Annotated in this window: 24 protein-coding genes and 1 tRNA gene; 3 read left to right on the forward strand and 22 right to left on the reverse strand. The window is 71.2% G+C overall.

The features are described 5' to 3' along the window. Nucleotides 1-40: 40 nt before the first annotated feature. The 4 genes from FHT38_RS18530 to FHT38_RS18545 are packed head-to-tail and all read right to left on the reverse strand — an operon-like array spanning nucleotide 41 to nucleotide 4,644. Entirely contained in the window at nucleotides 41-1,735 is a 1,695-nt protein-coding gene (locus FHT38_RS18530; RefSeq protein ID WP_183492832.1) for a sigma-54 dependent transcriptional regulator, read from the reverse strand. Continuing rightward, on the reverse strand, nucleotides 1,725-3,461 hold the full coding sequence (locus FHT38_RS18535) for a PAS domain-containing sensor histidine kinase (RefSeq protein WP_183492833.1): 1,737 nt from the start codon (nucleotides 3,459-3,461) through the stop codon (nucleotides 1,725-1,727). Before FHT38_RS18535 ends, FHT38_RS18530 begins: the two co-directional genes overlap by 11 nt. A gap of 12 nt (nucleotides 3,462-3,473) precedes the next feature. Then, nucleotides 3,474-3,764, reverse strand: coding sequence for a PP0621 family protein (locus tag FHT38_RS18540; protein WP_183492834.1), 291 nt, complete (start codon nucleotides 3,762-3,764; stop codon nucleotides 3,474-3,476). A 46-nt stretch (nucleotides 3,765-3,810) separates the two neighbouring features. After that, on the reverse strand, nucleotides 3,811-4,644 hold the full coding sequence (locus FHT38_RS18545; protein WP_091727084.1) for an inner membrane protein YpjD: 834 nt from the start codon (nucleotides 4,642-4,644) through the stop codon (nucleotides 3,811-3,813). Between the two features lie 46 nt (nucleotides 4,645-4,690). Between FHT38_RS18545 and ffh the strand changes: the two genes are divergently transcribed. Continuing rightward, entirely contained in the window at nucleotides 4,691-6,085 is a 1,395-nt protein-coding gene (gene ffh / locus FHT38_RS18550; protein WP_183482492.1) for a signal recognition particle protein, read from the forward strand. A gap of 87 nt (nucleotides 6,086-6,172) precedes the next feature. On the opposite strand, the gene ftsY is transcribed toward ffh, so the two are convergent. Next, nucleotides 6,173-7,459 carry a signal recognition particle-docking protein FtsY gene (gene ftsY, locus FHT38_RS18555; protein ID WP_183492835.1) on the reverse strand — a complete coding sequence of 429 codons (1,287 nt, stop codon included), beginning with the start codon at nucleotides 7,457-7,459 and terminating at the stop codon, nucleotides 6,173-6,175. Nucleotides 7,460-7,558: 99 nt separating this feature from the next. Between ftsY and FHT38_RS18560 the strand changes: the two genes are divergently transcribed. Beyond that, a tRNA-Met gene (locus FHT38_RS18560) sits at nucleotides 7,559-7,635 on the forward strand. A 204-nt stretch (nucleotides 7,636-7,839) separates the two neighbouring features. Then, on the forward strand, nucleotides 7,840-8,559 hold the full coding sequence (locus FHT38_RS18565) for a class I SAM-dependent methyltransferase (RefSeq protein ID WP_183492836.1): 720 nt from the start codon (nucleotides 7,840-7,842) through the stop codon (nucleotides 8,557-8,559). A gap of 20 nt (nucleotides 8,560-8,579) precedes the next feature. Here FHT38_RS18565 and FHT38_RS18570 read toward each other — a convergent pair whose 3' ends face one another. From FHT38_RS18570 to FHT38_RS18650, 17 genes are all read right to left on the reverse strand, one after another. Continuing rightward, nucleotides 8,580-9,263 (reverse strand): 4'-phosphopantetheinyl transferase superfamily protein, encoded by a 684-nt coding sequence (locus tag FHT38_RS18570; RefSeq protein WP_183492837.1) that lies wholly within the window; start codon nucleotides 9,261-9,263, stop codon nucleotides 8,580-8,582. A gap of 25 nt (nucleotides 9,264-9,288) precedes the next feature. Then, nucleotides 9,289-9,705, reverse strand: a complete 417-nt coding sequence (locus tag FHT38_RS18575; RefSeq protein WP_183492838.1) for a hypothetical protein — start codon at nucleotides 9,703-9,705, stop codon at nucleotides 9,289-9,291. A 34-nt stretch (nucleotides 9,706-9,739) separates the two neighbouring features. Beyond that, the gene (locus FHT38_RS18580; RefSeq protein WP_147242302.1) at nucleotides 9,740-10,183 is read right to left on the reverse strand and encodes an excinuclease ATPase subunit; all 444 of its coding nucleotides are present in this window, start codon (nucleotides 10,181-10,183) and stop codon (nucleotides 9,740-9,742) included. Between the two features lie 62 nt (nucleotides 10,184-10,245). Beyond that, complete coding sequence (locus tag FHT38_RS18585) at nucleotides 10,246-11,484, reverse strand: beta-ketoacyl-ACP synthase (RefSeq protein WP_183492839.1); 1,239 nt, start codon at nucleotides 11,482-11,484, stop codon at nucleotides 10,246-10,248. Continuing rightward, nucleotides 11,481-12,206 carry a 3-ketoacyl-ACP reductase FabG2 gene (locus FHT38_RS18590; protein ID WP_183492840.1) on the reverse strand — a complete coding sequence of 242 codons (726 nt, stop codon included), beginning with the start codon at nucleotides 12,204-12,206 and terminating at the stop codon, nucleotides 11,481-11,483. Before FHT38_RS18590 ends, FHT38_RS18585 begins: the two co-directional genes overlap by 4 nt. Continuing rightward, a complete protein-coding gene (locus FHT38_RS18595) occupies nucleotides 12,203-12,658 on the reverse strand; it encodes a hotdog family protein (RefSeq protein ID WP_183492841.1) in 456 nt (151 codons plus the stop codon). The genes FHT38_RS18590 and FHT38_RS18595 overlap by 4 nt, the downstream gene beginning before the upstream one ends. Further along, nucleotides 12,651-13,838 (reverse strand): beta-ketoacyl-ACP synthase, encoded by a 1,188-nt coding sequence (locus FHT38_RS18600; protein WP_183492842.1) that lies wholly within the window; start codon nucleotides 13,836-13,838, stop codon nucleotides 12,651-12,653. The genes FHT38_RS18595 and FHT38_RS18600 overlap by 8 nt, the downstream gene beginning before the upstream one ends. Then, a complete protein-coding gene (locus FHT38_RS18605; RefSeq protein WP_183492843.1) occupies nucleotides 13,835-14,434 on the reverse strand; it encodes a DUF3261 domain-containing protein in 600 nt (199 codons plus the stop codon). Before FHT38_RS18605 ends, FHT38_RS18600 begins: the two co-directional genes overlap by 4 nt. Further along, nucleotides 14,431-15,507, reverse strand: a complete 1,077-nt coding sequence (locus tag FHT38_RS18610; RefSeq protein ID WP_183492844.1) for a class I SAM-dependent methyltransferase — start codon at nucleotides 15,505-15,507, stop codon at nucleotides 14,431-14,433. The genes FHT38_RS18605 and FHT38_RS18610 overlap by 4 nt, the downstream gene beginning before the upstream one ends. Beyond that, nucleotides 15,500-17,788, reverse strand: coding sequence for an MMPL family transporter (locus FHT38_RS18615; RefSeq protein ID WP_183492845.1), 2,289 nt, complete (start codon nucleotides 17,786-17,788; stop codon nucleotides 15,500-15,502). Before FHT38_RS18615 ends, FHT38_RS18610 begins: the two co-directional genes overlap by 8 nt. After that, the gene (locus FHT38_RS18620) at nucleotides 17,785-18,438 is read right to left on the reverse strand and encodes an outer membrane lipoprotein carrier protein LolA (protein ID WP_183492846.1); all 654 of its coding nucleotides are present in this window, start codon (nucleotides 18,436-18,438) and stop codon (nucleotides 17,785-17,787) included. The genes FHT38_RS18615 and FHT38_RS18620 overlap by 4 nt, the downstream gene beginning before the upstream one ends. Then, nucleotides 18,435-18,851, reverse strand: a complete 417-nt coding sequence (locus tag FHT38_RS18625) for a thioesterase family protein (RefSeq protein ID WP_183492847.1) — start codon at nucleotides 18,849-18,851, stop codon at nucleotides 18,435-18,437. Before FHT38_RS18625 ends, FHT38_RS18620 begins: the two co-directional genes overlap by 4 nt. Continuing rightward, nucleotides 18,844-20,403 carry an aromatic amino acid ammonia-lyase gene (hutH, locus tag FHT38_RS18630; protein ID WP_221213854.1) on the reverse strand — a complete coding sequence of 520 codons (1,560 nt, stop codon included), beginning with the start codon at nucleotides 20,401-20,403 and terminating at the stop codon, nucleotides 18,844-18,846. Before hutH ends, FHT38_RS18625 begins: the two co-directional genes overlap by 8 nt. Continuing rightward, nucleotides 20,351-21,280: an acyltransferase gene (locus FHT38_RS18635; RefSeq protein WP_183492849.1), complete on the reverse strand. Its 930-nt coding sequence runs from the start codon at nucleotides 21,278-21,280 to the stop codon at nucleotides 20,351-20,353. The genes hutH and FHT38_RS18635 overlap by 53 nt, the downstream gene beginning before the upstream one ends. Then, complete coding sequence (locus FHT38_RS18640; protein WP_183492850.1) at nucleotides 21,277-22,008, reverse strand: glycosyltransferase family 2 protein; 732 nt, start codon at nucleotides 22,006-22,008, stop codon at nucleotides 21,277-21,279. Before FHT38_RS18640 ends, FHT38_RS18635 begins: the two co-directional genes overlap by 4 nt. Next, the gene (locus FHT38_RS18645; RefSeq protein WP_183492851.1) at nucleotides 22,005-23,714 is read right to left on the reverse strand and encodes an AMP-binding protein; all 1,710 of its coding nucleotides are present in this window, start codon (nucleotides 23,712-23,714) and stop codon (nucleotides 22,005-22,007) included. Before FHT38_RS18645 ends, FHT38_RS18640 begins: the two co-directional genes overlap by 4 nt. Then, a complete protein-coding gene (locus tag FHT38_RS18650; RefSeq protein ID WP_147241079.1) occupies nucleotides 23,711-24,256 on the reverse strand; it encodes a hypothetical protein in 546 nt (181 codons plus the stop codon). The genes FHT38_RS18645 and FHT38_RS18650 overlap by 4 nt, the downstream gene beginning before the upstream one ends. Nucleotides 24,257-24,259: the final 3 nt, after the last annotated feature.

A 24,259-nucleotide genomic window follows, 5' to 3' on the forward strand; every position in this document is an offset into this window, starting at 1 on the left:
ATGGTCGCATTGCGCGCAGTTCCGCTGGGATGCGAACCGGTCAGGACTCGTCGCCGCCGACCGAGATTTCCAGCCGCGCCATGCGGTAGCGCATCTGCCGCAGCGACAGGCCCAGGCTGGCGCCGGCCGCGGTGCGGTTGTTGCGGTGCTGCTCGAGCGCCCGCAGCAGGATCTGCTTCTCGACCTCGTCCAGATAGGTGGCGAGGTCCGCCGGCAGCGGCGCACCGCCACGCGCCTCGGCGGGCAAGGCGGCGCCCAGCGGCGGCTCCGCGGCCACCTCGGCGGTCTCCGCCGGCGCGTCATCCAGGCCCAGCACGCTGTCGGGCAAGCCGAGGTCGGCCAGGTCGATGCCGTCGCCGCTGGACAGCGCGAGCGCGCGATGCAGCAGGTTCTCGAGCTCGCGCACGTTGCCCGGGAAGCTGTAGCGCGACAGCGTCGCCAGCGCCGCCGGCGTCAGCGCGGGCACCGGCGCCACGCCGGCGTCGGCGGCGATGCGCTGCAGGATGCGCGCGCTGATCGGCGCCAGGTCCTCCATGCGCTCGCGCAGTGGCGGCACGCGGATCTGGATCACGTTGAGCCGGTAATACAAGTCCTGGCGGAAGCGGCCGCCGGCCACCTCCGCGGCCAGGTCCTTGTGGGTCGCGCTGAGCAGCCGGACGTTGACCGGCATTTCCGCCACCGCGCCCACCGGCCGCACCGAGCGCTCCTGCAACGCGCGCAGCAGCTTGGACTGCATCGCCAGCGGCAGGTCGCCGATCTCGTCGAGGAACAGCGTGCCGCCCTGCGCCGCCTGGAAGAAGCCCTCGCGGTCCTCGCTCGCGCCGGTGAAGGCGCCCTTGCGATAACCGAAGAACTCGGCTTCCAGCAACTGCTCCGGGATCGCGCCGCAGTTCACCGCGATGAAGGGCTGGGGACGGCGCGCGCTGACGTCATGGATCGCGCGCGCCACGAGCTCCTTGCCGGTGCCGGACTCGCCGTTGAGCAGCACCGGCGCCATGCTGCGCGCGACCTTCTCGATCAGCTCGCGCACCTGGCGCATCGGCGCCGAGTCGCCGACCAGGCGCTCCAGCGCCGTGGTCGAGCCGGTCAACGGCGGCGCGGCGCGGGCCGGCTTGCGCGCTTCGGTCGGCGCGGGCCGGGGGGCCTCGACCGAGCCCAGCACATCGAAGGCGCCCGGAGCGGTCGGCGCGAAGGCATCCGGCGCGGCGGCGACGGACATCGCGCTCGAGGCCGCGTTCGATGCCGCGTTCGATGCCGGGTTGAATGCCGGGTTCGACGACGCGTTCGAGGGCGCACTCCACCCCGTGCTCGACGCGGCCGCCGGCGCGGACGAGAACGGCTTGGGCACAGGCCCTTCCATCTTCGGCGTCCGGCCGAGCGCCGATGCGACCACCATCCGGAACTGGCGCAGGTCCACCGGCTTGGTCAGGTAGTCGTAGGCCCCGGCCTTGAGCGCCTCGACCGCGTTCTCGGCCGAGCCGTAGGCGGTGATGACCAGCGCGCGCTCGCTGCGCCCCTGCTGCTCCAGCCAGCGCAGGATGTCCAGGCCGCTGCCGTCGGGCAGCCGCATGTCGGTGATGACCGCGTCGTAGCGGCGCGTGCCCAGCAGCTCCAGCGCGTCCTCGACGGTGCCGGCGCTGTCCAGCGAGAAGCCCTCGCGCAGCAGCGTCATCTCGTAGAGGGTGCGCAGGTCGGGCTCGTCGTCGACGACCAGCAGGCGGGGATCAGCGCTCATGGAGTTCGGTATCGGGGAAATGGGAATCCGGTCCCGCGGACGGGACCGAGGCAAGCGCGGCGCCTGGCGAAGCCGGCCGCGACAGCAGCACGCGGAACTCGTTCGCCTCGGCGTTCGGCCCGGTGTCGCGGCGGTGATATTCGATGCGGGCGCCGTAGCGTTCGCACAACTCGCGGCAAATGTACAGGCCCAGGCCCGAGCCCCGGCTGCGCGTGGAGAAGAAGGGCTCGAACAAATGTCTTTCGACCTCGGCCGGGATGGGCTCGGCGCGGCTGAACACCGACAGCCGCACCCACTCGCGGTCCTCGCCCAGCTGCACGCGCAGCGCGCCCGGACCGGGGCGCGCGTGGCGCAGGCCGTTGTCCAGCAGGTTGATCAGGACGCGGCGCAAGTGCTCGGGCTCGAAGCTGACGAGCAGGCCGTCGCGCTCGATCTCGACGCGCAGCGGGCTGGCCTCGCCGCCGGGCAGCCGCTGGGTGGTGGCCCAGTCGGCGCAGTACTCGCGCACCAGCGGCGCGACGGCCAGCGTCAGCGCCACCGGCGCGATGCCGGGCGCGACCTCCATCACGTCGTCGACCAGGCGCTTGAGCCGCTCGACGTTGGACGCCACCATGCGGGTGAGCTGCTCGCCCTTGGGGTCCTGCGCGAGGTCCTCCGACAGCAGCGCGTTGGCCTGCGCGATCGCGGTCAGCGGGTTGCGGATCTCGTGCGCGATGCCGGCCGACACGCGCCCCATCGCCGCCAGCTTCTCCTGGCGATTGCGGGCCTCGAGCAGCCGGTTGTCCTCGAGGAAGAGCACGCACAGGTCGTCGCCGTCCAGCGGCCGCAGCGTGAAGCGCATGCGCACCCGCAACGAGCGCTGCGAGCCGCGGCCGAAGTCCAGCAGCAGGTCCCGGCCGGCCTCCGGCCAGAGCTCGCCGGCGAAGGCCTTCTCGATCGCCCGCAGCAGCGGCTTCCAGGCTGGCGTGGTGTCCAGCCGGAACGCCCCCGAGCGCAGCGAGGCGCCTTCCGCGAGCAGCGCCCGCGCCGCCGGATTGGCGGTGCGCACCAGGCCGCGGCGGTCGACGACGGCGACACCCTCCTCCATCTCCTCGATGACGAGGCGGTTCAGGTCGGCCTGCTGCCGCGCGTACTCGAGGCTGCCGCGTGCGGCGCGCTCCTCGCGCGCCAGGCGCGACGCGATCTCGTTGGCCAGCAGCGTGACCACGAACAGGCCGCAGCCCAGCAGCCCGGCCTGGCTGATGCGCAGCGCGCCATCCTGCTCGTTCAGCACCGCCCAGCCCGACATCGACAGCAGCACCAGGCTGGGCAAGGCGGCGCAGCCCAGCGCGCGCAACCGCGGCTGCAGCGCGCCGGCCATCAACGCCGGCATGAAGAACAGCGCGCCATAGGGGCCGCTGGGATCGCGCACCTGCAGCAGCGTGAACAGCACCAGGTCGGCGCCGATGCTGACCATGAACTGCCGCGTGCTCAGGCCGGCGCGCTCCTTCGGCGGCGTCTCGCCGCCGCCGAACCAGCGCGGCAGCATCCACGCCAGCACCGCCTGCGTGCCGTAGATCAGCGAGATCAGCGTCGTCCAGCCGGTGGGCTTGGCCCCCATCAGGCCGGCCAGCGACTGCGTCGCCAGCAGCGCCAGCCCCAGCGCCGCGCGCGCACCCATGAAAGCGCGATACAGGCGCTGGATGGTGCTGGCGCTGATGGCGCCGACGGTCTCGGAGGTGGCCATGTGGTCCGGCGCTCAGGTGGCGGCGTCGTCGCGCCGGCCGCGCGCCGCCTCGGCGGCTTCCAGGCGCTGCTCGTGCGCGGCGCGATGGGCGGCGCCGCAGAACTGCCCGCCGCGACCGGGCAGCGCATCGCTGGCCGGGAGATGCATGCCGCACTCGGCGCAGCTCACCATGTGCTCGGGCAGGCGCGGCGCAGGCGGCGGCGCGGGCCGGGCGTTGTCGCGCGGCGTCGGCCGGCCGCGCTTGAAGCCGATCACGAAGGCGATCACCGCCAGCAGGACGATCCAGAAAAGCAGCTTGATCACGATGGGCGCGGTGGAAGCTTCGGGGAGGAGGTCGACGGGGTCGGCATCAGACGGGCGGACGCTGCAGCACGACCTCGAGCACGAAGCGCGAGCCGGCATAGGACAGCAGCAACAGCGCGGCGCCGAAGTAGAGCCAGCGCGTCGCACGCCGGCCGCGCCAGCCGAACACGCGGCGTCCCGTCAGCAGGCCGGTCAGCACGACCCAGCCCATCACGGCGAACAGCGTCTTGTGATCCCAGCGCCATTGCGGCGTGAAGGCCACGCCCAGCAGCAGCGCGATCGACAGCACGACCACGCCGGCGCCGACGAACTGGAAGGTCAGGCGCTCCAGGCGCAGCAGCGGCGTGCCGAGCGCTGGCGCGCCCTGCCCCTTCTGGGCGCGCATCTGGCGCTCGGCGCGGTTCAGCATGACCGCATGCATCACCGCGACGCCGCACAGGCCGTAGGACGCCAGGCCCATCGCCCAGTGCAGCGGCGCCAGCGGCGAGCCCGCCTGCGGTCGGTATTCGCCCGGGAACATCCAGGCCACCAGCATCACCAGCAGGCCCAGCACGCTGAGCAGGCGCTGGGCCGAGGGCAGCGGCAGGAAGCGGCTCTCGATCAGATAGACGCCGGTCACCAGCCAGATCGTCATCGACAGCGAGGGCGCGAAGCCGAAGCGCGCCGCGTGGCTGCCGTTGACCGGCGCGGCGCCGATGCCGCCGATGTCCACGACCAGCGCGGCCAGGTGCAGCAGCCACGCCAGCACCAGCACCGAGCGCCAGGTGCGGGGCCGCAGATGCGCGAAGGCGGCGGCAACGGCATAGGCCACCGCGCCGGCGGCGCTGAGGGCGGCCAGGAGCAGGCCGCTGGGCTCGGCGGAGGCGGACGATAAAATCATCCGCAAAGTGTAATGACGAGCGCCCGCTTCCGCGGGCGCCAATACGATGGCTTCCACCCTGACCGATCGACTGAGCCGGCTCGTGAAGACGATGCGCGGCCAGGCCCGCATCACCGAGTCCAATGTGCAGGACATGCTGCGCGAGGTGCGCATGGCGCTGCTGGAGGCCGACGTCGCGCTGCCCGTGGTGCGCGACTTCATCGCCCGCGTGAAGGAGAAGGCGCTCGGCCAGGAGGTGGTCGCCTCGCTGAATCCGGGGCAGGTGCTGGTCTCGGTCGTCCACAAGGAGCTGGCCGCGACGATGGGGGAAGGTGTCGCCGACATCAACCTGGCCGCGCAGCCGCCCGCCATCATCCTGATGGCCGGCCTGCAGGGCGCCGGCAAGACGACGACCACCGCCAAGCTCGCCAAGCACCTGACCGAGAAGCGCAAGAAGAAGGTGCTGACGGTCTCGGCGGACGTGTACCGCCCCGCCGCGATCGAGCAGCTCAAGACGGTGACGAAGCAGGCGGGCGCCGAATGGTTCCCGTCGGCGCCGGACCAGAAGCCGCATGACATCGCCCTGGCGGCGCTGGACCATGCGAAGCGCCACTTCTTCGATGTGCTGCTGGTCGACACCGCCGGCCGCCTGGCGATCGACGAAGCGCTGATGGCCGAGATCCGCGACCTGCACGCGACGCTCAAGCCGGTGGAGACGCTGTTCGTGGTCGACGCGATGCAGGGGCAGGACGCGATCAACACGGCCAAGGCCTTCAAGGAGGCGCTGCCGCTGACCGGCATCGTGCTGACCAAGCTGGATGGCGACTCGCGCGGCGGCGCGGCGCTGTCGGTGCGGCAGATCACCGGCGCGCCGATCAAGTTCGCCGGCGTGTCCGAGAAGATCGACGGGCTCGAGGTCTTCGACGCCGACCGCCATGCGGGCCGCGTGCTCGGCATGGGCGACATCGTCGCGCTGGTCGAGGAAGTGCAGAAGGGCGTGGACGTCGAGGCCGCGCAGAAGCTGGCCGAGAAGCTCAAGTCCGGCGACGGCTTCGACCTGAACGACTTCCTCGCCCAGATCTCGCAGATGAAGAAGATGGGCGGGCTGTCGGGGCTCATGGACAAGCTGCCCACCCAGATGACCGCCAAGGCCGGCCAGCCCGACATGGACAAGGCCGAACGCGACATGAAGCGCATGGAGGGCATCCTCAACGCGATGACCGCCAAGGAGCGCCGCCAGCCGTCGCTGCTGATGGACGGCAAGTCCAAGGCCAGCCGCAAGCGCCGCATCGCCGCGGGCGCCGGCGTGCAGATCCAGGAGGTCAACCGCCTGCTCAATCAATTCGATCAGATGCAGGGGATGATGAAGAAGATGAAGGGCGGCGGCCTGATGAAGATGATGAAGAAGATGGGCGGCCTCAAGAACCTCATGGGCGGCGGGGGCGGCGGCTTCCCGATGTAAATGCAAAAGAGCTCCCTTGGGAGCTCTTTTGCATTCCGGGGGTCGCACTTCGTCCTTCGACGGACCTGCGACCGAGGGCTTCGGGTTTTATTCGAGCAGGGCCTGCGCGAACTCGCGCGCGTCGAAGGTCTGCAGGTCCTCGAGCTTCTCGCCGACGCCGATGAAGTAGACCGGGATCGGGCGCTCCCGCGCGATCGCCGCGAGCACCCCACCCTTGGCCGTGCCGTCCAGCTTGGTGACGATCAGGCCGGTGAGGCCCAGCGCGTCGTCGAAGGCCTTCACCTGCGTGAGCGCGTTCTGGCCGGTGTTGCCGTCCACGACCAGCAGGACCTCGTGCGGCGCGGTCTCCTGCGCCTTGCCGATCACGCGCTTGATCTTCTTCAGCTCCTCCATCAGATGGAGCTGCGTCGGCAGACGGCCGGCGGTGTCGGCGATGACGACGTCACAGCCGCGCGCCTTGCCCGCGACCACCGCGTCATACGTGACCGCCGACGGATCCCCCCCCTCCTGGCTGACGATCTGCACCCGGTTGCGATCCGCCCAGACCGCCAGCTGCTCGCGCGCGGCGGCACGGAAGGTGTCCGCGGCGGCCAGCAACACATTGGCCTCGGCATCGGCCAGATGGCGCGTCAACTTGCCGATGCTGGTCGTCTTGCCGGCGCCGTTGACGCCCACCACCATCATCACCATCGGCGACTGCTCACCGATCACCAACTGGCGCTGCAGCGGCTGCAGCAGCTCGGTCAGCGCGTCGACGAGCAGTTGACGCACGACGGCGGGCTCGGTGGCCTTGGCGTCCTTGACGCGACGCTTCAGGTCCTCGAGCAGGAACTCGGTCGCCTTGACGCCGGCGTCCGCCATCAGCAGCGCGGCCTCGAGTTCTTCATAAAGCGCGTCGTCGATCTGCGTGCCGGTGAAGACCTGGGCGATGCTCGAGCCGGTCTTGCGCAGGCCCTGGCGCAGCTTGTCCATCCAGGACTTGCGCGGCGCGGGCTCGGCCACGGGCACTGGTGCCGCGGCTGCGACGGGGGCGGTGGCCGGCACAGGCGTGGGCACTGCGACGACCGGCGCTGGCGCATGCACGACGGGCGGCGACGCAACCGGCGCGGGCACGACGACAGTCGAAGGGGCCGCGACGGAAGCGTTCGGGCTAGGAGTGGGTACCGGCGCGGGTGCGGTCGTCGAAGGCGGAGCGAGGACGGGCGCGGTCTGCGAAGCCGGGGACGGGATTTGCGGAGCCGGAGCCGAAACGGGCTCGACGGCGACCGGCGGGGCCGGGATGGCGGGAGGGGGCGCAGGGACCGCTTCGGGAGCGGGCGCTGGCGTGGGTTCGGAGGATCCGAAGCCCAGTTTTTTCTTGAGGAAGCTGAACATGGAGGGGTCGAGAGGACTCGCGCGCCGAACGTTTGTCGCCGTGCTCGGCGGGGGCTTGCATTGTCTTCGAAAACTTTGCTATAGTCGCGTTCTTCGCAAGGCGCTTTAGCTCAGCCGGTTAGAGCGACGGAATCATAATCCGCAGGTCCGGGGTTCGAATCCCTGAAGCGCCACCAGATCCCAAAGCCCGCAAGACGCAAGTCTTGCGGGCTTTGTCCTTTCCAGCCCGCCTCATTGCGCCGGCTCCCCCCATTGCGGGCATTGTTCATCGTTTGCCCCTCCGGGCCTCGGCGCGCCGCAGGCCGCCGCCGCTATCATCTGCCGCCGCTCGACGCAGACCAGCACACGAGCGCGGCACACCCCGGCACGAACGACGCCTCATGAACACACCCCTCACGTCCCTGCCCACCCGCAAGCCCGCCTTCGTGCCCGAGACCCGCTTCGGCCTCTGGTTCCTCTCGACGCCGACCTGGCGTGTCCACGTGCTGGGCCGCGCGCTGGACGACCTCCAGCGCCTGGCGCCTGACATCCCCAAGGGCGGCGTGATGCTGGACATCGGCACCGGGCAGGGCCATTCGCTGCCCGAGCTGGCCCAGCGCTTCCAGCCCAGCCAGATCCACGCGCTCGATCCGGAGCCGGACTTCGCCGCCCGCTGCGCCGCGATGCGCCAGGCCACGCCGGTGCCGGTGACGCTGCACGACGCGCATGCCGAAGCCATCCCGCTGCCCGACGCCTCCGTCGACGTCGTGCTGTGCCACCAGACCCTGCATCACATCGTCGATCAGGCGACCGCGCTGTCCGAGGTCTTCCGCGTGCTCAAGCCGGGCGGCGTGCTGCTGCTGGCCGAGAGCACCCGCGCCTACATCCACAGCTGGATCATCCGGCTGCTGTTCCGCCACCCGATGCACGTGCAGCGCAGCGCGCCGGAATTCCTGGCCATGCTCCGCCAGGCCGGTTTCCAGGTCGACGACAAGCACATCAGCACGCCCTACCTCTGGTGGAGCCGCAAGGACCTCGGCGCGCTCGAATGGCTGGGGTTCCGCGTGCCCGAGCAACGCGAGGAGACGCTGCTCAACTGCGTCGCCCGCAAGCCGGGCTGAGATCGACGCGGACCGCGCGCTCAGCAGCGCGAGCGATAACGGCGCCACTCCGGCGCCGTTTGCATTTGTGCCGCGTTCAAGGGCGTGATCACCGCCGGCAAGTCGGCGCAGGTCGCGATCGCGACGATCGTCGCGCCGTCCTCGGTGACGGCCACGTCGCCCCCATCGCCATCGGCGGATTCGTCGAAGGCCATGGCCCGCATCAGCGCGAAATCCAGGCCCTGCTCACGCGCCTTCAGCCATGCCTCCTTGAGCGTCCACAGCTGGAGGAAATGACGCTCCCGCGCCTCCGGCGGCAATTGCCGCAGTTGCTCCTGCTGCGCTGGGCCATGCACCGCGCGCGCCAACGCGAGGTGATCGCGAGCGCGCACGCCCAAGCGCTCGATGTCCACGCCCACCGGCACCGCCGCGACCGCGCACGCGACCAGGTCACCGCTGTGGCTGATGGAGACGAACACCCCGTCCGGCCGCGCGACACGACACGCGCCGCTGTCGGCGACCTCCAGCTCGACCGCGCCGTCATCGCCGCGCCACTGGCGCACCGCCTGACGCGCCAGCCATCGCCCGGCGAGGAACACGTCCCGCCTGGCCCCGGTCCCGAAGGCCGCGAACCTCGCCCGCTCAGTGGCCGTCAGCCACGACGCCGGATCCGCCATGCCGGCCCGCAGCGCGGACCGCGTCGCGAGCAGGCACAGCAGGCTCATCGGATCGCGGGGACCCGCCGCGCGGTCATTGCGCGGCAGGAGTGCCGCTGACCTCGGACGAGATGGCACGGCTCAGGTTGCTGACCCAGGTGTTGTAGAACGGGTGGATGTGGGCCACGCCGTTGACCTGCTCGTACTTCATGTTGACGCTGTTGACGTACCGGACCTGGAAGCCGGCGTTGTCATAGCTGACGTCCACCACGACCTCATGCTTGTTCTGCTTGTTGTACTTGAGGCGCAGCTTGCCCGGCTCGTCGGAGGCGACGGTCCAGCCCAGCTTGGCGCTGCCGCGCACGATCGCCTGCTTCACCTGGTCCGGCGTCAGCGCGGACTGCCCCGCCACCAGTACCACGCGATCCGGCTCGACCAGCGGCACCGCGCTGCGCGCCTGCGACACGCCCACCAGGCTGGCCAGGATCAGGCCCACAACCATCTTCTTCATCTGCAATCTCCCTCAGGTCAATGAACGGAATGAATCACTCGGCGATCTTGGCGTAGGTGCCCTTGAGCGCCACGCCGATGATGATGGCGCCCGCATGGCATTCGAAATCGGTCGCGCTCCGGTACTCGTTCTTCTTGTAGTAGCTGACGATGTCGATCACCGCGTTGGCGCCCTCGCGCTTGGCGCTGTTCTGCAGGCTGATGAGCGCGCTGAGCGCGGCCCACTTGCAGCCGAACTCGTCGGTCTTGCCCACGCCATTGGTCTTGGGGTTGCTGACGTCGGTCGAGAAGCGTTGCAGCACCTTGGGCGTCGTCTGTCCGGCGAGGAAGAACTTCATGTTGGCATCCAGCTTGTCCTTGGCCTCGGGCATGGACAGCACGTCGGCCAGCGGGATGTGCAGCACGGTGTCGCGCGCCGAGGCAGCGGTGGCCGCCAACATCGAGGCCAGCAGGATCGCGGCGGAATGGCGAAGCTTCATGAACGGTCTCCAGTCAAGCGAAGTCAAACAAGGTCAAACGAAGTCGAAGGAAGTCGAACGGATCAATCGAGCCGGCGCAGGATCAGCGAGGTGTTGATGCCGCCGAACGCGAAGTTGTTGGTCATCGCGAACTCGGTCTGCAGGGCGCGTCCGCCGGTCCGCACGTAATCCAGGTCGCCGCAGCGCGGGTCCACGCGCTCGAGGTTGAGTGTCGGCGCAAACCAGCCGGCCCGCATCATCTCGAGCGTCATCCAGGTCTCGAGCGCGCCGCAGGCACCCAGGGTGTGGCCCATGTAGCTCTTGAGCGAGGACATCGCGACATCGGACCCGAAGACCGCCTGCGTGCCCTGGCTCTCCGCCACGTCGCCCTGGTCGGTGCTGGTGCCATGGGCGTTGACGTAGGGAATCGCGCCGGGCGGCAGGCCCGCGTCCTCCAGCGCCAGGCGCATCGCCTGGGCCATCGTCGCGGACTGCGGCTGCGTGACGTGCGTGCCGTCGCAGTTGGTGCCGTAGCCCACGATCTCGCCCAGGATCCGGGCGCCTCGGGCCTTGGCGTGTTCGTACTCCTCGAGCACGAAGGTGCAGGCGCCCTCGCCCAGCACCAGGCCATCGCGGTCGGCGTCGAACGGCCGCGGCGTGAGGCGCGGCTGGTCGTTGTGGCGGGTGCTGGTGGCGAAGAGCGTGTCGAAGACCGCCGCCTGCGTGGGATCCAGCTCCTCGGCGCCACCGGCCAGCATCGCGACCTGGCGGCCGCTGAGGATGGCCTCGTAGGCATAGCCGATGCCCTGGCTGCCCGAGGTGCAGGCGCTGCTGGTCGTGATGATGCGGCCGGTGATGCCGAAGAACACGGCGATGTTGACCGTCGCCGTGTGCGACATCATCTTCACGTAGGTGTTGGCGTTGATGCCCTCGATGCTCTTGGCGGTCATCATGCGGCCGAAGTCGCCGACGGCACTGGGCGTGCCGCTGGAGCTGCCGAAGCTCACGCCCAGCCGGCCGCTGGTCACCAGCGGATCGCCCAGCAGGCCGGCCTGTTCCAGGGCCATCTCGCTGGCGCGGGTGGCCATCTGCGCGACACGCCCCATGCTGCGCATGCTCTTGCGGTTGTAGCGGTCGGCCGGCAGCTCGAAGGGCGCGCAGGGCACGCCGACCTGCGTGTTCAGGCCTTCATAGTCGGCCCAGCCGGGCATGCGCTGGACCTTGTTGGCCTCCGCCCGCAGGCTGTCCATCATGGTCTCGACGTCATGGCCCAGCGGCGACAACGCCCCCACGCCGGTGATCACGACCCGCTTCTTGCTCATCCCACCATCCCCCCATTCACCGAAATCACCTGCCGCGTGATGTAGGCGGCATCGCTGCCCATCAGGAAGCTCACGATCGCCGCCACCTCCTCCGGCTTGCCCACCCGCTTGGCCGGGATCAGCTTGAGCGCCTCCTCCAGCAGCTGCGGGTCGACCATGTCGGTGTCGATCAGGCCCGGCGCGACGCAATTGACGGTGATCTGCCGGCTGGCCAGCTCGACCGCGAGCGCCTTGGTCGCGCCGATGATGCCCGCCTTCGCCGCGCTGTAGTTGACCTGGCCGCGGTTGCCCATCAGCGCCGAGACCGAGGCCAGCGTCACGATGCGCCCCGGCGCCTTGCGCCGCACCAGCGGCATGGTGAGCGGCTGCAGCACGTTGTAGAAGGCATCCAGGTTGGTGTGGATGACCTGGTCCCAGTCCTCGCCGCTGAGCGCCGGGAAGGCGCCGTCGCGCGCGATGCCGGCGTTGCAGACGACGCCGTAGTAGCAGCCATGCGCGTCGACGTCGGCCAGCAGCGCGCTGGCGGTGGCCTCGCGATCCGACACGTCGAACTGGAGCACCCGGGCCACGCGTCCCAGCGCGCGGACCTCGGCGGCGGCGGCCTCGGCCTGCTCGCGCTCGCGGCGGCAATGCAGCACCACGTCATGGCCGTCGCGCGCCAGCCGCAGCGCGATGGCGCGGCCGATACCCCGGCTCGATCCGGTAACGAGCACTGTGCTCACGGCGTCTCTCCCTTCAAGAACTCACTTGGATCCTCCGGCCCGAAAACCGTGATCTGCGCGCTGGCCAACTCGGCCTCGCCGCAACGGATGCTGCAGTCGAACTGCCCGATGCCGTTGTCGGCCTGGTAGCTGCGCTGGATCTCGACGCGCAGCCGCTGCCCCGCGCTGAAGCGCGCCACGCTGCGGTAGCGGCGCGTGCCCAGCAGGAAACCGATGCGCGGCGGCTTTCCCTGCTGCCGCCCCTGCCATCCGGCCCAGGCGGCCACCGCCTGCGCCATGTATTCGACGCCCACCCAGGCGCCCACCGCGCCGTCGCGGCTGAAGATGCCGTCGGCGGGGACCAGGACCTCGGCCACCAGGCGTTCGTCCCGGGCCTCGACCAGGCGGTCGAGCAGGCACATCGGCCCCTCGTGGGGCATGAGGTCGGCGATGGGAGGCAGGGAATCAGTCATGGCTCAGCACCAGCGACGCATTGTTGCCGCCGAAGGCGAAGGAATTGCTCATCACGTGGCGCGGCGCGCCGGGCAGGCGCTGGTGCGGCGCGACCAAGGCGATGGCCGGCAGCGCGGCATCGCGCACGCCGTCGAAATGATGCACCGGCAGCCGACCGTCACCGGCCACGGTCAGCCAGGCGATCGCCGCCTCGATGGCGCCGGCCGCGCCCAGCGCATGGCCGGTCAGCGGCTTGGTCGAGGAGCACGGCAGCGCCAGGCCGAACAGCTCCGCCACGGCCCGGCTCTCCATCGCGTCGTTCTGCGGCGTGGCGGTGCCGTGCAGGTTCAGGTAGCCGATGTCCGCGGGCGCCAGGCCGGCACGGGCCAGCGCCTCGCGCATGGCCGCCAGCGCGCCGCGACCGCCGGGTTCCGGCGCCGAGATGTGATGGGCGTCGGAACTCTCCCCGTAGCCGGCGAGGCGCACCGGCGACGGCTCGCGGCTGAGCACGAACAGCGCCGCGCCCTCGCCGATGTTGATGCCGGCGCGGGTCGCGCTCATCGGGCGGCAGCGCGCCGCGTCCACGGAGTCCAGGGCGGTGAAGCCGGCCACCGTCATGCCGCACAGCGCGTCCACGCCGCCGACGAGCACCGCGTCGCACAGGCCCGCGCGCAGGAGGCGCGCACCGCTGGCCAGCGCCTTCGCGCCCGACGAGCAGGCCGTCGACACGACATAGGACGGTCCGCTCAAACCCAGCAGCGTCGACAGCATCAGCGCGGGCGATCCCAGCTCCTGCTGCTCGACATGGAAGTCGGCGGGAAAGGCGCCGTCGCGCTCGAGCGCGATGACCGCGGCTTCGCTCTCCGCGATGCCCGAGGTGCTGGTCCCCAGCACGACACCGATGCGGTGCGGGCCGTGGCGGTCGATCGCCGCGTCCACGGCCGCGCGCGTCTGGCTCAGGGCCGCGAGCAGCAGCGCGTTGTTGCGGCTGCGCGCCTGCACCGGCAGATGCGCCACCGACGGCAGTGCGGCGCGGACCGCGCCCAGGTGCAACGCATGACCGGGCCAGACCGCGTCGTTCACGGCCACGCCGCTGGGGGCGGCCGCGAAGACCGCGTCGCGCAACTCGTCCAGGTCGCGGCCGGCGGCGCAGACCACGCCAGGCGCCTGCAAGTAGAGCGGGTCGAGGGCGATGCTCATGAGGCCTCCAACGGCTGCGATTCGATCAGCAAGCGATAGCCCTCGGTGGGATTGAGGATCTCGACCACGCCCTCGGCCGGCCGACGCACGCTGAGCCGCGTGACCTCGCCCTCGCGCAGGGCCTGCACCGCCGACAGGGACCGGCCCACGCCCTCGGGGCCGTCCTCGTCCCAGGTCCACCCGGGCGGCAACGCGGCGCGGACCGCCCCGGCCGGCCACAGGACCAGGCAGAGGTCGCGCAGCATGCGATCGGTGTCGACCTCCGCCGGCAGATAGGGCGAGCGCTGGACCTGCAGGGATTCGCCGTCCCACTGCATCAGCAGCACCCGCTGCCCGAAGGCGAAACCCGCCAGCAGCAGGCCGGAGGCGTCGAGCTGCAGTTGCACCTCCACCTGCTGCGGACGCTCGCCGGGACGGTCCAGCCGGAACACCGACAGCCGCTGGCTCAGCGCGTAGCGCGCCGTACCCAGCGCCGACGGCGGCAGGCGCAGCGGCGGCAGCGCGCTGGGCGCCAGGGGGCGCGACGAAACGCAGCCCGTCGTCGCCGCGCCGATCAGCGCGCACAGGCCGCCTCCGAGGAGCGCCCGACGCTTCATGCGCGCACCAGCCTCAGCAGGCTGTGGCAGTAGCCGATGCCGTCGCGCACCGTCTGCAGGCGCAGGCCGGCGGACTCGGCCAGGCGGATGTAGTCGGTGCTCTGGTAGACCTTGCTGTTGCCGCTGGCCATCGCCGCGAAATACGGCGAGGTGTTGATCAGGCAGTAGGCCGCGATGTCGTAGCGCTGGCGATCCCAGAAGGTGTCCATCACCAGCACGTGGCCGTTGTCCGCGAGACAGTCGTGCACGCGCCGGAAGATGCTGGCGATCTGCGCCTCGCTGAAGCAGCTGAGGAACTGGCTCATCCAGACCAGGTCCATGCCCGCCGGCAGCGTCGCGCCGTCGTCGAGCAGGTCGCGCGCATGCAGCTGGGCGCGCTCGCGCACGCCGGCGGCCGTGAGGTTGGCCGAGGCCATCTCCAGCTGCGGCGCCAGGTCGACCAGGTGCAGCTCGGCGCGCGGATCGTGCGCCAGCGCCGCCAGGCTGAACTTGCCGGTGTTGGCGCCGATGTCCATCAGCCGACGCGGCCCAGTGGCGAAGACGTCGGGGAGGATGTCGGGGAAGGAGGTGTCGGAGTAATGGTGGTCGAAGGCGAACCAGCTCGACTTCGCCGGCTCGGGCAGCTCCGACAGCGCGGGATAGATGCTGGGCCACTCGCCCAGATGCGCCAGGCCCAGCGGCTTGCCGGCATCCAGCGAGCGCTCCAGCTCGAACAGCCCCTGGTAGCAGACGTCGTGCACGAAGTTGAAATTGATGCGGGTGATCTCGTCGGAGATCAGGCAGAAACCGATCTTGTCCAGTTGCCAGCGCCCGTCCTCGATCAGCACCACGCCCGCCGACAGGCAGGACTCCAGCGCAAGCTTCAGCGCGTAGCCGTTCCAGCGGCCGGTGGCCTCGAGCTCGTCCAGCGTGACGCCGCGCTCGCCCGCGTCCGCCAGCGCCTGCAGCATCCCGCGCTTCCACGCGTAGCGCACGCAGTGGAACACCACCGGACCGAAGGCGATCTTCTGGGCCTCGAAGCGCGCATCGAAGGCACGCTGCTTGGGGGGCGAGAACTTCTTGGTCTCAATCATGGTCGGGCACGAAGAACGGGGTGAGGCACCAGGCCAGGAAGACCCCGAACAGCAGGGTCAGGCCGAAGGCGCGCAGGGCGGGCGTGCCGGACAGCGCCAGCAAGCCGAAGGACAGGAGCGTGGACGCCGCCGCGAGCGTCACCGACAGGAAGGGTCGCGTCTCCCGCCGGCCTGGCTGCTCCAGCATGAAGATGCCGTAGTCCACGCCCAGCCCCAACAGGATGAGCAGCGGCAGGATGTGGAAGAGCTGCAGCACCTGGCCCGACAGCGCCAGCAGGGCCACGGTGAGCACGCTGGCCAGCGCGGTGGGCGCCAGCGCGCGCCAGGACGTGCGGCCGAAACGCCAGGCCAGCGCGGCCCAGGTGAGCGCATGACCCAGCAGCAGCACGGCGATCATCAGCACGCGGTAGCGGCCGAGCAGGTCGCTGACCTCGCCGACCTTGTCGACCCAGCTCACGCCCGGCAGGCGCAGGGCAGCCAGCGCGTCGCGCGTCTCGCGCGACTCCGCGCCGCGCAGCAGCACCGCCGACGCGGGTCCGTCGCCCAGCCAGCCCAGCCACTGCGCGCGCATCGGCTCGCTGGCGGGGCTGTCCAGCCAGGCCCGCGGCGTCAGCTCGCCAGCTGCGCCTCGCCCGAGCGACACCGGCTGTCCGAGCCGTTCCTCGATCACCGGCTGGAGCTCCGTCATGCGGCGCGCGGCCAGGGCCTGGTCCTCGCGCTGGCGGCGCAGCGAGGGCAGCCAGTCGCTGACCGCCTGCACGCCCAGACCCATGGCACGCAGTCGGGCGGTCAGGGCTTCCTCGTGTTCCAGCAGGGCCTGCTCGGTCTCGCCCTGGACGACGAAGAACTGCGCCACGCCGGGCGCCTGCATCAAGCGGGCGAATTCGCGCTGCTGCGCGACCAGCGCCGGCGGCGCGGACTGCAGCTGGCGGATGTCGTCGTCGACGCGCAGTCGGCTCGCGCCGGCCGCGGCCAGCAGCAGCGTGCCCAGGCCCAGCAGCGTCAGTCCCCGAGGGCCCAGGCTGGGCCACCGCGCGCGGCGCGAGCCCAGCCACTCGGCGAAGCGCGTCGGGGCCATGCGGCCCTGGCCGTCCAGCAGCGGAAACCACCACAGCACGGTCACGAAGGCCGCGACCAGGCCGGTCGCGGAGAACACCGCCACCTGGCGCAGCCCCGGGAACGGCGGGAGCGCCAGCATCGCGTAGCCGATCACCGTGGTCGCCATCGCCAGGCTGACCACCGGGATCTGGCGCGCCAGCATGGTCCAGCGCTCTACGGGCGGCAGGCCCTGCCGGGCGCTGAAGTAGTTGGTGCCGTAGTTCTCGGCCACGCCCAGCAGGCTGACGCCGAAGACCAGCGTCACCAGGTGCAGCTCGCCGAAGCACAGCAGCGTCACCGAGGTCGCGACCAGCAGCCCGACCGCCATCGACAGCATCACCAGCAGACGCGGTCGCAGCGAGCGGAAGGCCATCAGCGTCAAGGCCACGATGCCCAGCAGCGAGCCCAGGCCGATGGTGTGGATCTCGCGTTCGGCTTGATCCGAGGCAGCCGCGGCGAACAACGGCACGCCGGCCTGGAGCACGGTCGCGCCGCGCGCTTCGGCAGCCCGCGTCGCCGCGTCCAGGCGGGGCATCAGCGCGCGCACGGCGCCGATCTCGAAGCCGGAACCCGGCAACTCGATCAGCACCAGCGCGAAGTGGCGCCCAGGGTCGCTGCCGTCCGTCAGCATCAACCGACCGTCCTGGACGCGCACCCGGCTGCCCTGGCCGCGCTCGGCCAGCCACTGGCCGAAGAGGCCGAGCGGATCCTCGGCCCAGGAACCCACGCGCGGGCCCGCCACGGGCTGATGCAGCGTCGCCAGCGCCTGATCGGCGAGCGTCGCGGTCGAGGCCGTCGTCAGCCGCTCGCGCGCTTGCGATGTCATCAGGCCCTGGCGCACCGGGGCATAGAGGTCGAGCCAGCGCTGCTGGTCCGCGTCGCCAACACGATGACGCGCAGGCACGTCGCCCAGGGCCTGGAGGAAGGCATCGGCAGCCGCCTGCGCCGCGCCCCAGTCGCCCCCGCCGATCAGCACGCTCACGCGCCGCGAGCCGGCGTCCGCCAGCGCCTGCGTGGCCTGCGCGGCCACGGGACGCTGCTCGTCGCGCGGCAGCATGGCCAGCATGTCGGTCACCGGCGCCCGATGTGCGAAGCCCCAGTGCCACAGGTTGTGCGCCGCGCAGGCGAGCACCAGCACGAGCCACAGGCCCGCCAGCCGCCGGGTGACGCGCTCCAGGCTCACTGGAACAGGCCCGGTTCCGGTGCGGCGTCGGGCCGCAGGTTGAGGAGCTGGATCAGGCTCTCGTCGCCGTTGGCCTCGTGGAGCTGGATGCGGCGGACGAAGGCATCGCCCTCCAGCTCCGCCTGCTTGAGCACTTGGCGCAGCGCGCCCGGCTTGGGCGTCAGCGACAGCTGCCAACCCGCGCCCTTGACCGTGCCGCTCAGTTCGAAGAGCTCGGTCAGGCCGCCGACGTCGCCGTTGAGGAGCGAGAACATCAGCGAATTGATCACTCGCACCACGGGCTCGCGCGAGGCTTCCAGCCGCATCGAGGTCTGGCCGCCCTGCGTGGCGCGGATCTCGTCGCGGGTCAGGCGCAGTTCGCTCGCGAAAGGCTTGAGGGTGCGCCACAGCACGCCGCGCCCGCGCGCCAGCACGAAGTCGCCGCGCGACAGCAAGGGCTTGGCGAATCCGGCCACCTTCTTGGTCTGGGTGAACTCGCCGCGCAGCCACTCGGGCTGCTGCAGGCGCTCGCGCACCGCTTGCGCCAGGTCAGGCGCGGTGGCTGCCGCGGTCGTCGCAGAAGTCGCGGCCATCGCCAGGCGCAGCGGCGCCTGCGCGGCCGCCACGCCCACGAGGCCGACCAGGCCGTTCAACGCGAGGCGCCGCTTCATGCCGGCTCCACGCCCAGCTTTTCCCACAGCACCGGCGGGCAGACGTAACGCATCTCGCGCTTGTCGGTGTCGTAGGCGACCTGGATGGTGTAGGCCTGGTTGATGCGCTTGCCGCTGGCCGCGTCACGGATCTCGTACTCGATCTTCAGGCGGTTCTCCCACTCGACGATCTCGGCGCGCACGATGACGCGACGTCCGTAGGGCAGCATGTCCACGTACTTGAGCCGCATGTCCACGACGGGCCAGGCGTAACCCGACTCGCGCATGCGCGGGTAGTCGTAGTCGAAGCGGGCCAGCAGCGCCTCGCGCGCCAGCTCCAGGTACTTGACGTAGTGGCCGTGCCAGACGATGTCCATCGGGTCCAGGTCATGGAAGGCCGGACTCAGCTCGATCTCATGCCAGAGCTCAGCCATACAGACTCCAGTCCCGGGCGCGGATGGCCTCGATCAGCGCGTGCAGTTCGCGGTCCAGGGCGCGGTCCTCGACGATCAGCGGCAGGCGCGCGGCCAGGTCCGACTGCATCGCGGCAAGCGCGGGGCTCAGCGTCAGCGGCGCGAGCCGCTCGCGCAGGCCCAGGCCCTGGCGGCAGGCGATGAGCAGGCCGGCGGCGACCTGCTCGGTCAGGTCCAGCACCCGCAGCGCATCGCGCGCGGCGATGGTGCCCATGCTGACCTTGTCCTGGTTGTGGCACTCGGTGGAGCGGCTGAAGACCGAGGCCGGCATGGTCTGCTTGAGCGCCTCCGCGGTCCAGGCGGACACGCTGATCTGCAGCGCCTTCAGGCCGTGATTGATCGGCGCGCGCTCGCCGCTGGCGCCGGTCAGGTTGGCCGGCAGGCCGTGGTTGTAGCGCGCGTCCACCAGCAGCGCCAGCTGGCGGTCCAGCAGGTCGGCCAGGTTGGCGACGGCCGTCTTCAGCGTGTCCATCGCCATCGCGATATGGCCGCCGTAGAAATGGCCGCCATGCAGCACGCGCTCGCCGACCGGATCGATCAGCGGGTTGTCGTTGGCGCTGTTGAGCTCGTTCTCGATCAGCTGCCGCAGCCAGGGCAGCGCGTCCTCCACGACGCCGATGACGTGCGGCGCGCAGCGCAGCGAGTAGCGATCCTGCAGCCGCTCCTCGTTGCGCGAGGGGCGGTCGCTCGCCAGGTCGCCGCGCAGGCGCTGCGCCACGCGTTGCTGGCCGGCATGCGGCTTGGCGGCGAAGAGCGTCTCGTCGAAGTGGTGCGCGTTGCCCGCGCTGGCGACGACATTCATCGCGGTGATGCGGGTGGCCAGGTGGGCCAGGTACTCGGCGCGCTCGAAGGCCAGGCAGGCCAGTCCGGTCATGACGGCCGTGCCGTTCATGATCGCCAGGCCTTCCTTGGGGCGCAGCCGCAGCGGCGTCGCGCCCACGGCCCGCAGCGCGTCGGCGGCCGGCAGGGTCTCACCGCCGACGCTGACCTCGCGCTCGCCGCACAGCACGGCGGCCAGGTAGGACAGCGGGGTCAGGTCGCCGCTGGCGCCGACCGAGCCTTCGCTCGGAATCAGCGGCAGGATGTCGTGGCGCAGCAGGCACTCGATCTGGCGCAGCAGGTCCAGGCTCACGCCCGACAGGCCCTGGCACAGCGAGGCCAGGCGCGCGCCCAGCACGGCGCGCGTCTGGGTCGGCGTCAGCAGCGCGCCGGCGCCGATGCCGTGGTAGGTGTAGAGGTGATGCGGCAGTTCCGGCACCAGCGCCGGGGGCACGGCCACGGTGCAGGAATCGCCGTAGCCGGTGGTGACGCCGTAGATCACACCGTCCTCGGCCAGCAGCCGGGCGACGAAGTCGGCGCCGGCCTCGATGCGCGCCTCGAAGGCGCCATCGCGGCCCAGCTCGGCCGAGGCCTCGCGCCGCGCCAGGGCGCAGATGTCCTCGATGCGCAGGCGGCGGCCGTCAAACAGGATGGGCGGCATGGGGGTCGAGCTGGGCGCGGTCCCAGAAGGCATAGAAGTTGAACCAGTCATAGGGCGAGCGGTGCAGGCGCTGGGCCAGCGCATCGGCGAATCGTTGGGCGTAGCCGGTCATGGCGGCCTCGCGGGCGCGACGCGGCAGGTGGACGGTCTCGGCCAGTTGCTCGAACTCGAGCGCATAACCGTCGGCCTCGTGCAGGCTGAGCATCAGGAAGAGCGGGCAGTTCAGCAGGCCGGCGATCAGGTAGGGACCGACGGGGAAATCGGCCTCGTCGCCCAGGAAGGGCACGCGCACCGTCTTGCTGCCGCGCACCGGCACGCGGTCGCCGGCGATGGCCAGGAACTCCCCCGCCTGGACCTTGGCCGCGAGCTTGAGCGTCAGCGCCATGTCCAGGTCGGTCACCTCGATCAGGTTCACCCGGGTCTCGGGCCGCAGCCGGCGCAGGATGCGGTTGAAGGACTCGGCATGCCGGGTGTGGACCAGCACGTTGACCTTGAAGTCGGGACGCTGCTCGGCCAGCGCCTGGCACAGCTCCAGGCAGCCCATGTGCGCGGTGACGAGCACGCCGCCCCGGCCCTCGCGCGCGAGCTGGTGCAGGGCCTCGGCGCCGCGCTCATGCACGCGCTCCATCGGATAGCGGCCGGCCATGGCGAGCAGCTTGTCCAGCAGGGTCTCGGCGAACAGGCGAACGTGGGCCAGGCCCTCGCGCCAGCCGGCGTCGGGTCGCATGCGACGCAGGTAGCCCAGGCTGTGCGCGCGCAGCGTCGGTCGCGCCAGCCAGTAGCTCAGGACCACCGGCCACAGCAGCACGCGGAACGCCGTGCGGCCGAGCACGCGATGCACGCCGAAAAGCAGCCAGATGCCGCCCACGAAGGTGCTTTCGCCCATCGCGGCCCAGTGCCGGGCCGTCATGCCGACCACCGCCGCCACAGCAGCACGGGCGCGCGCCACAACATGCCGAAGAACAGCCGCGTGTGCATGGCCGAGATCAGCACGTTGTCGCGCCAGACGCGGAAGTGGGAGACACCGTCCTCGGGATAACGCACCCGCGTCGGCTGGTTGATCACCGGCACGCCGGCCCAGACCAGGCGCACCGCGATCTCGACGTCGAAGTCCATGCGCCGGCCGATCCGGGCGCGCGCCAGCAACTCGACCGTCGGCGCCAGCGGATAGACGCGGAAGCCGCACATGGAGTCGCGCACGGCCATCGACAGCGTGTTGATCCAGACCCAGATGTGCGTCGCGTAGCGGCCGTAGAGCCGGCCCTTGGGCACGCTGGCGTCGTAGACCGGACAGCCGCAGATGAAATGCGAGGGATGCTGGCGCGACTGCGCGACGAAGACCGGCACGTCCGCCGTGTCGTGCTGGCCGTCGGCGTCGATCTGCAGCGCGTGGGTCCAGCCCGAGGCCTGCGCCTGGCGCAGGCCGGCCATCACCGCGCCGCCCTTGCCCTGGTTTTCAGGCAGGCGCAACAGCGTGATGCCCTCCTCCTTCGCCAGCGCGTCGAGCGCGCGGGCGCAGCCCGGTTCGCTGCCGTCGTCGACCAGCAGCACCGGCAGGCCATGGGCGCGCAGCGCGCGCGCCACGCGGGCGACGGGGACCGCGTGGTTGTAGACCGGAATGACGGCGCCCAGCGTCATGACGTGGCGACCTCGGCGAACTGCACCCGGCCGCTGGCATGCTGGCCGCCCGCCTCCGACTGGTAGCGGAAGCTCAAGCGGCCCGGCGCCTGCCAGTCCAGCGTCAGCATCAGCCGCGTGCCTGGCACGACCACGCGCTGGAACTTGAGAGCCTCCACGCCGGTGAACTCGCCGGCGATGTCGAAGAGCTCGCGACCGAACAGCAGCACCCAATCGAGCTGCGCCACGCCGGGCAGCACCGGGTGCCCGGGGAAATGGCCATCGAACTGGGGGAGCGTGGCCTCGATCAACAGCGCCAGCTCGACATGATCGCCTTCACGCTTGAACGCGCGCACCGGCGGGCGGCGCGGATCGAACTCGGCCATCAGCCGGGCCTGCGTGGACTTGCCCTGCGCATTGCGCGGCAACTCCGGCAGGAAGCGCCAACGGCGCGGCAGCGCCAGACGCTCGACCACGCCGAGCAACTGCGCGCGCAGGGCCTCGGACAGCGCGCGACGGCCCTGGGCGTCATGCAGGGCCCAGCCCTGCGCGCTCGGCACCGCCACCACGCCGATCTGCGGACGCGGCTCGTCCAGCAGGACCAGCCGCAGCGCCGTCAGCAGCCCGCCCTTCAACAGGCAGTCCTCGACGGCCTGCAGCGAGACCCGCTTCTCCGCGATCTTGACGACGCGATCGGCCCGGCCGCGCAGCTCGAAGCCACCGTCGACCGCGATCGCCCGGTCCGCGCCCAGCATCCAGTCCGCGCCGGGCAGATGCGGCGACCGGATCGCCAGCAACCCGTCCTCCAGCCGCCATTGCACCTGCGGCAGCGCCTGCCAGTGCACGGCGGCGCCGGGATCGCGCTGGCGCCAGGCGACGCCGCCGGTCTCGGTGCTGCCGTAGACCTCGATCGGCGCACGGCCGAAGACGCGCAGCGCGTCCGGCACCGCGGCATCGGGCAGCGGCGCGCCGGAGCTGAACACCTGGCCCACCCGCGCCGCCGCCGCCGGCGCCTCGGCCGGCAGTCGGCCCAGGTGCGTCGGACTGGCGATCAGGATGGCCCGCTCGCCCGCGGGCAGCAATTCGGCCAGGTCCTCCAGATAGACCAGGCTGCGCGCCTGCAGCGCGCGACCGGTGGCCAGCGGCCACAGCACGCGGAACAGCAGTCCGTAGACATGCTGCGCCGAGACGCTCGCGATCACCGTGGCGTCGGGGCAAACGGCGCCGAAGGCCTGTTCGAGCGCGTCGATCTCGTCGAAGAGCTGGCGCAGCCGCTTGTGGCAGGCCTCGGGCGCGCCGGTGGACCCGGAGGTGAAAACGACCAGGCCGTCGGCGTCGGGATCCAGGGGAGCGCTCGCGGCGGGCGCGAGCGCCTCGATGGCCTCGAGCGGCCGCACGCGCGGCAGGTCGGCCAGGTCGCCGCTGTCGCCCGCCCAGCCCGCGACCTGCGCGCGCAGCGCGGCTTGCGTCGCCGGCGTCAGGTCGCCGGGCAGCCAGGCCTGCTTGCCGGCTTGCCACAGGCCGAAGAGCGCCGCCGAGAACTCGATGCCATCGGCGAAGAACAGGGCGAAGCGCTGGCCGTCGGCCTGCTCGAATGCCGCCTGCCAGCGGCGCGCACGATCGTTGAAGGCCTCGCCCGACACCGGCGTCGCGCCCCGCCAGCCCATGCGGCGGGTCGGCTCGATCGGCTGGGCGAGCAGCGCGGCCAGTCGCTGGCTGGGGGTCATGCGCCCATCCTCGCGCGCACGCGGCGGCGCAGCAGCCATTCGCCGCCCATCAGCAGCCCCATCAGGAGATACGCGATCAGGCCGCTGTACAGGGCCCAGACACGCTCGCTGGCCCACAGCGCCGTGCCCAGCGCGATCAGGCCGTTCAGCACGAAGAAGCCGCACCAGACCTGGGTCACGCGGCGGGTGTAGCGGATGGCTTCGGGCGGCAGCTCGGGATCAGTCAGGCGCGCGAGGCGCTCGATGACGGTGGGCCCGCGCCACAGGCTCAAGGCGAAGACAGCGAACATGGCGGCGTTCACGAGCACCGGATACAGCTTCAGCGGCAGGCTGCGGTTGACCAGCACCGTCAGGCCCGCCAGCAGCAGCGCGGCCACGACGACCCAGCGCACCTGGGCCCGGCCCTGGCCGCCGACGGTCATGCGCAGCAGGCCCAGCACCAGCAGCAGCAGCGCCATGGTGCGCGGCTCGACATGGCCCAGGCCGGCGAAGACCAGCAGCGGATAGGCGGCCGTCAGGGCCACCACGAGGGCCCATCGCATGGA

Origin of the sequence: Mitsuaria sp. BK041, assembly GCF_014193085.1 — a bacterium.
In the GTDB taxonomy this organism is placed as follows: Bacteria; Pseudomonadota; Gammaproteobacteria; order Burkholderiales; family Burkholderiaceae_C; genus Roseateles.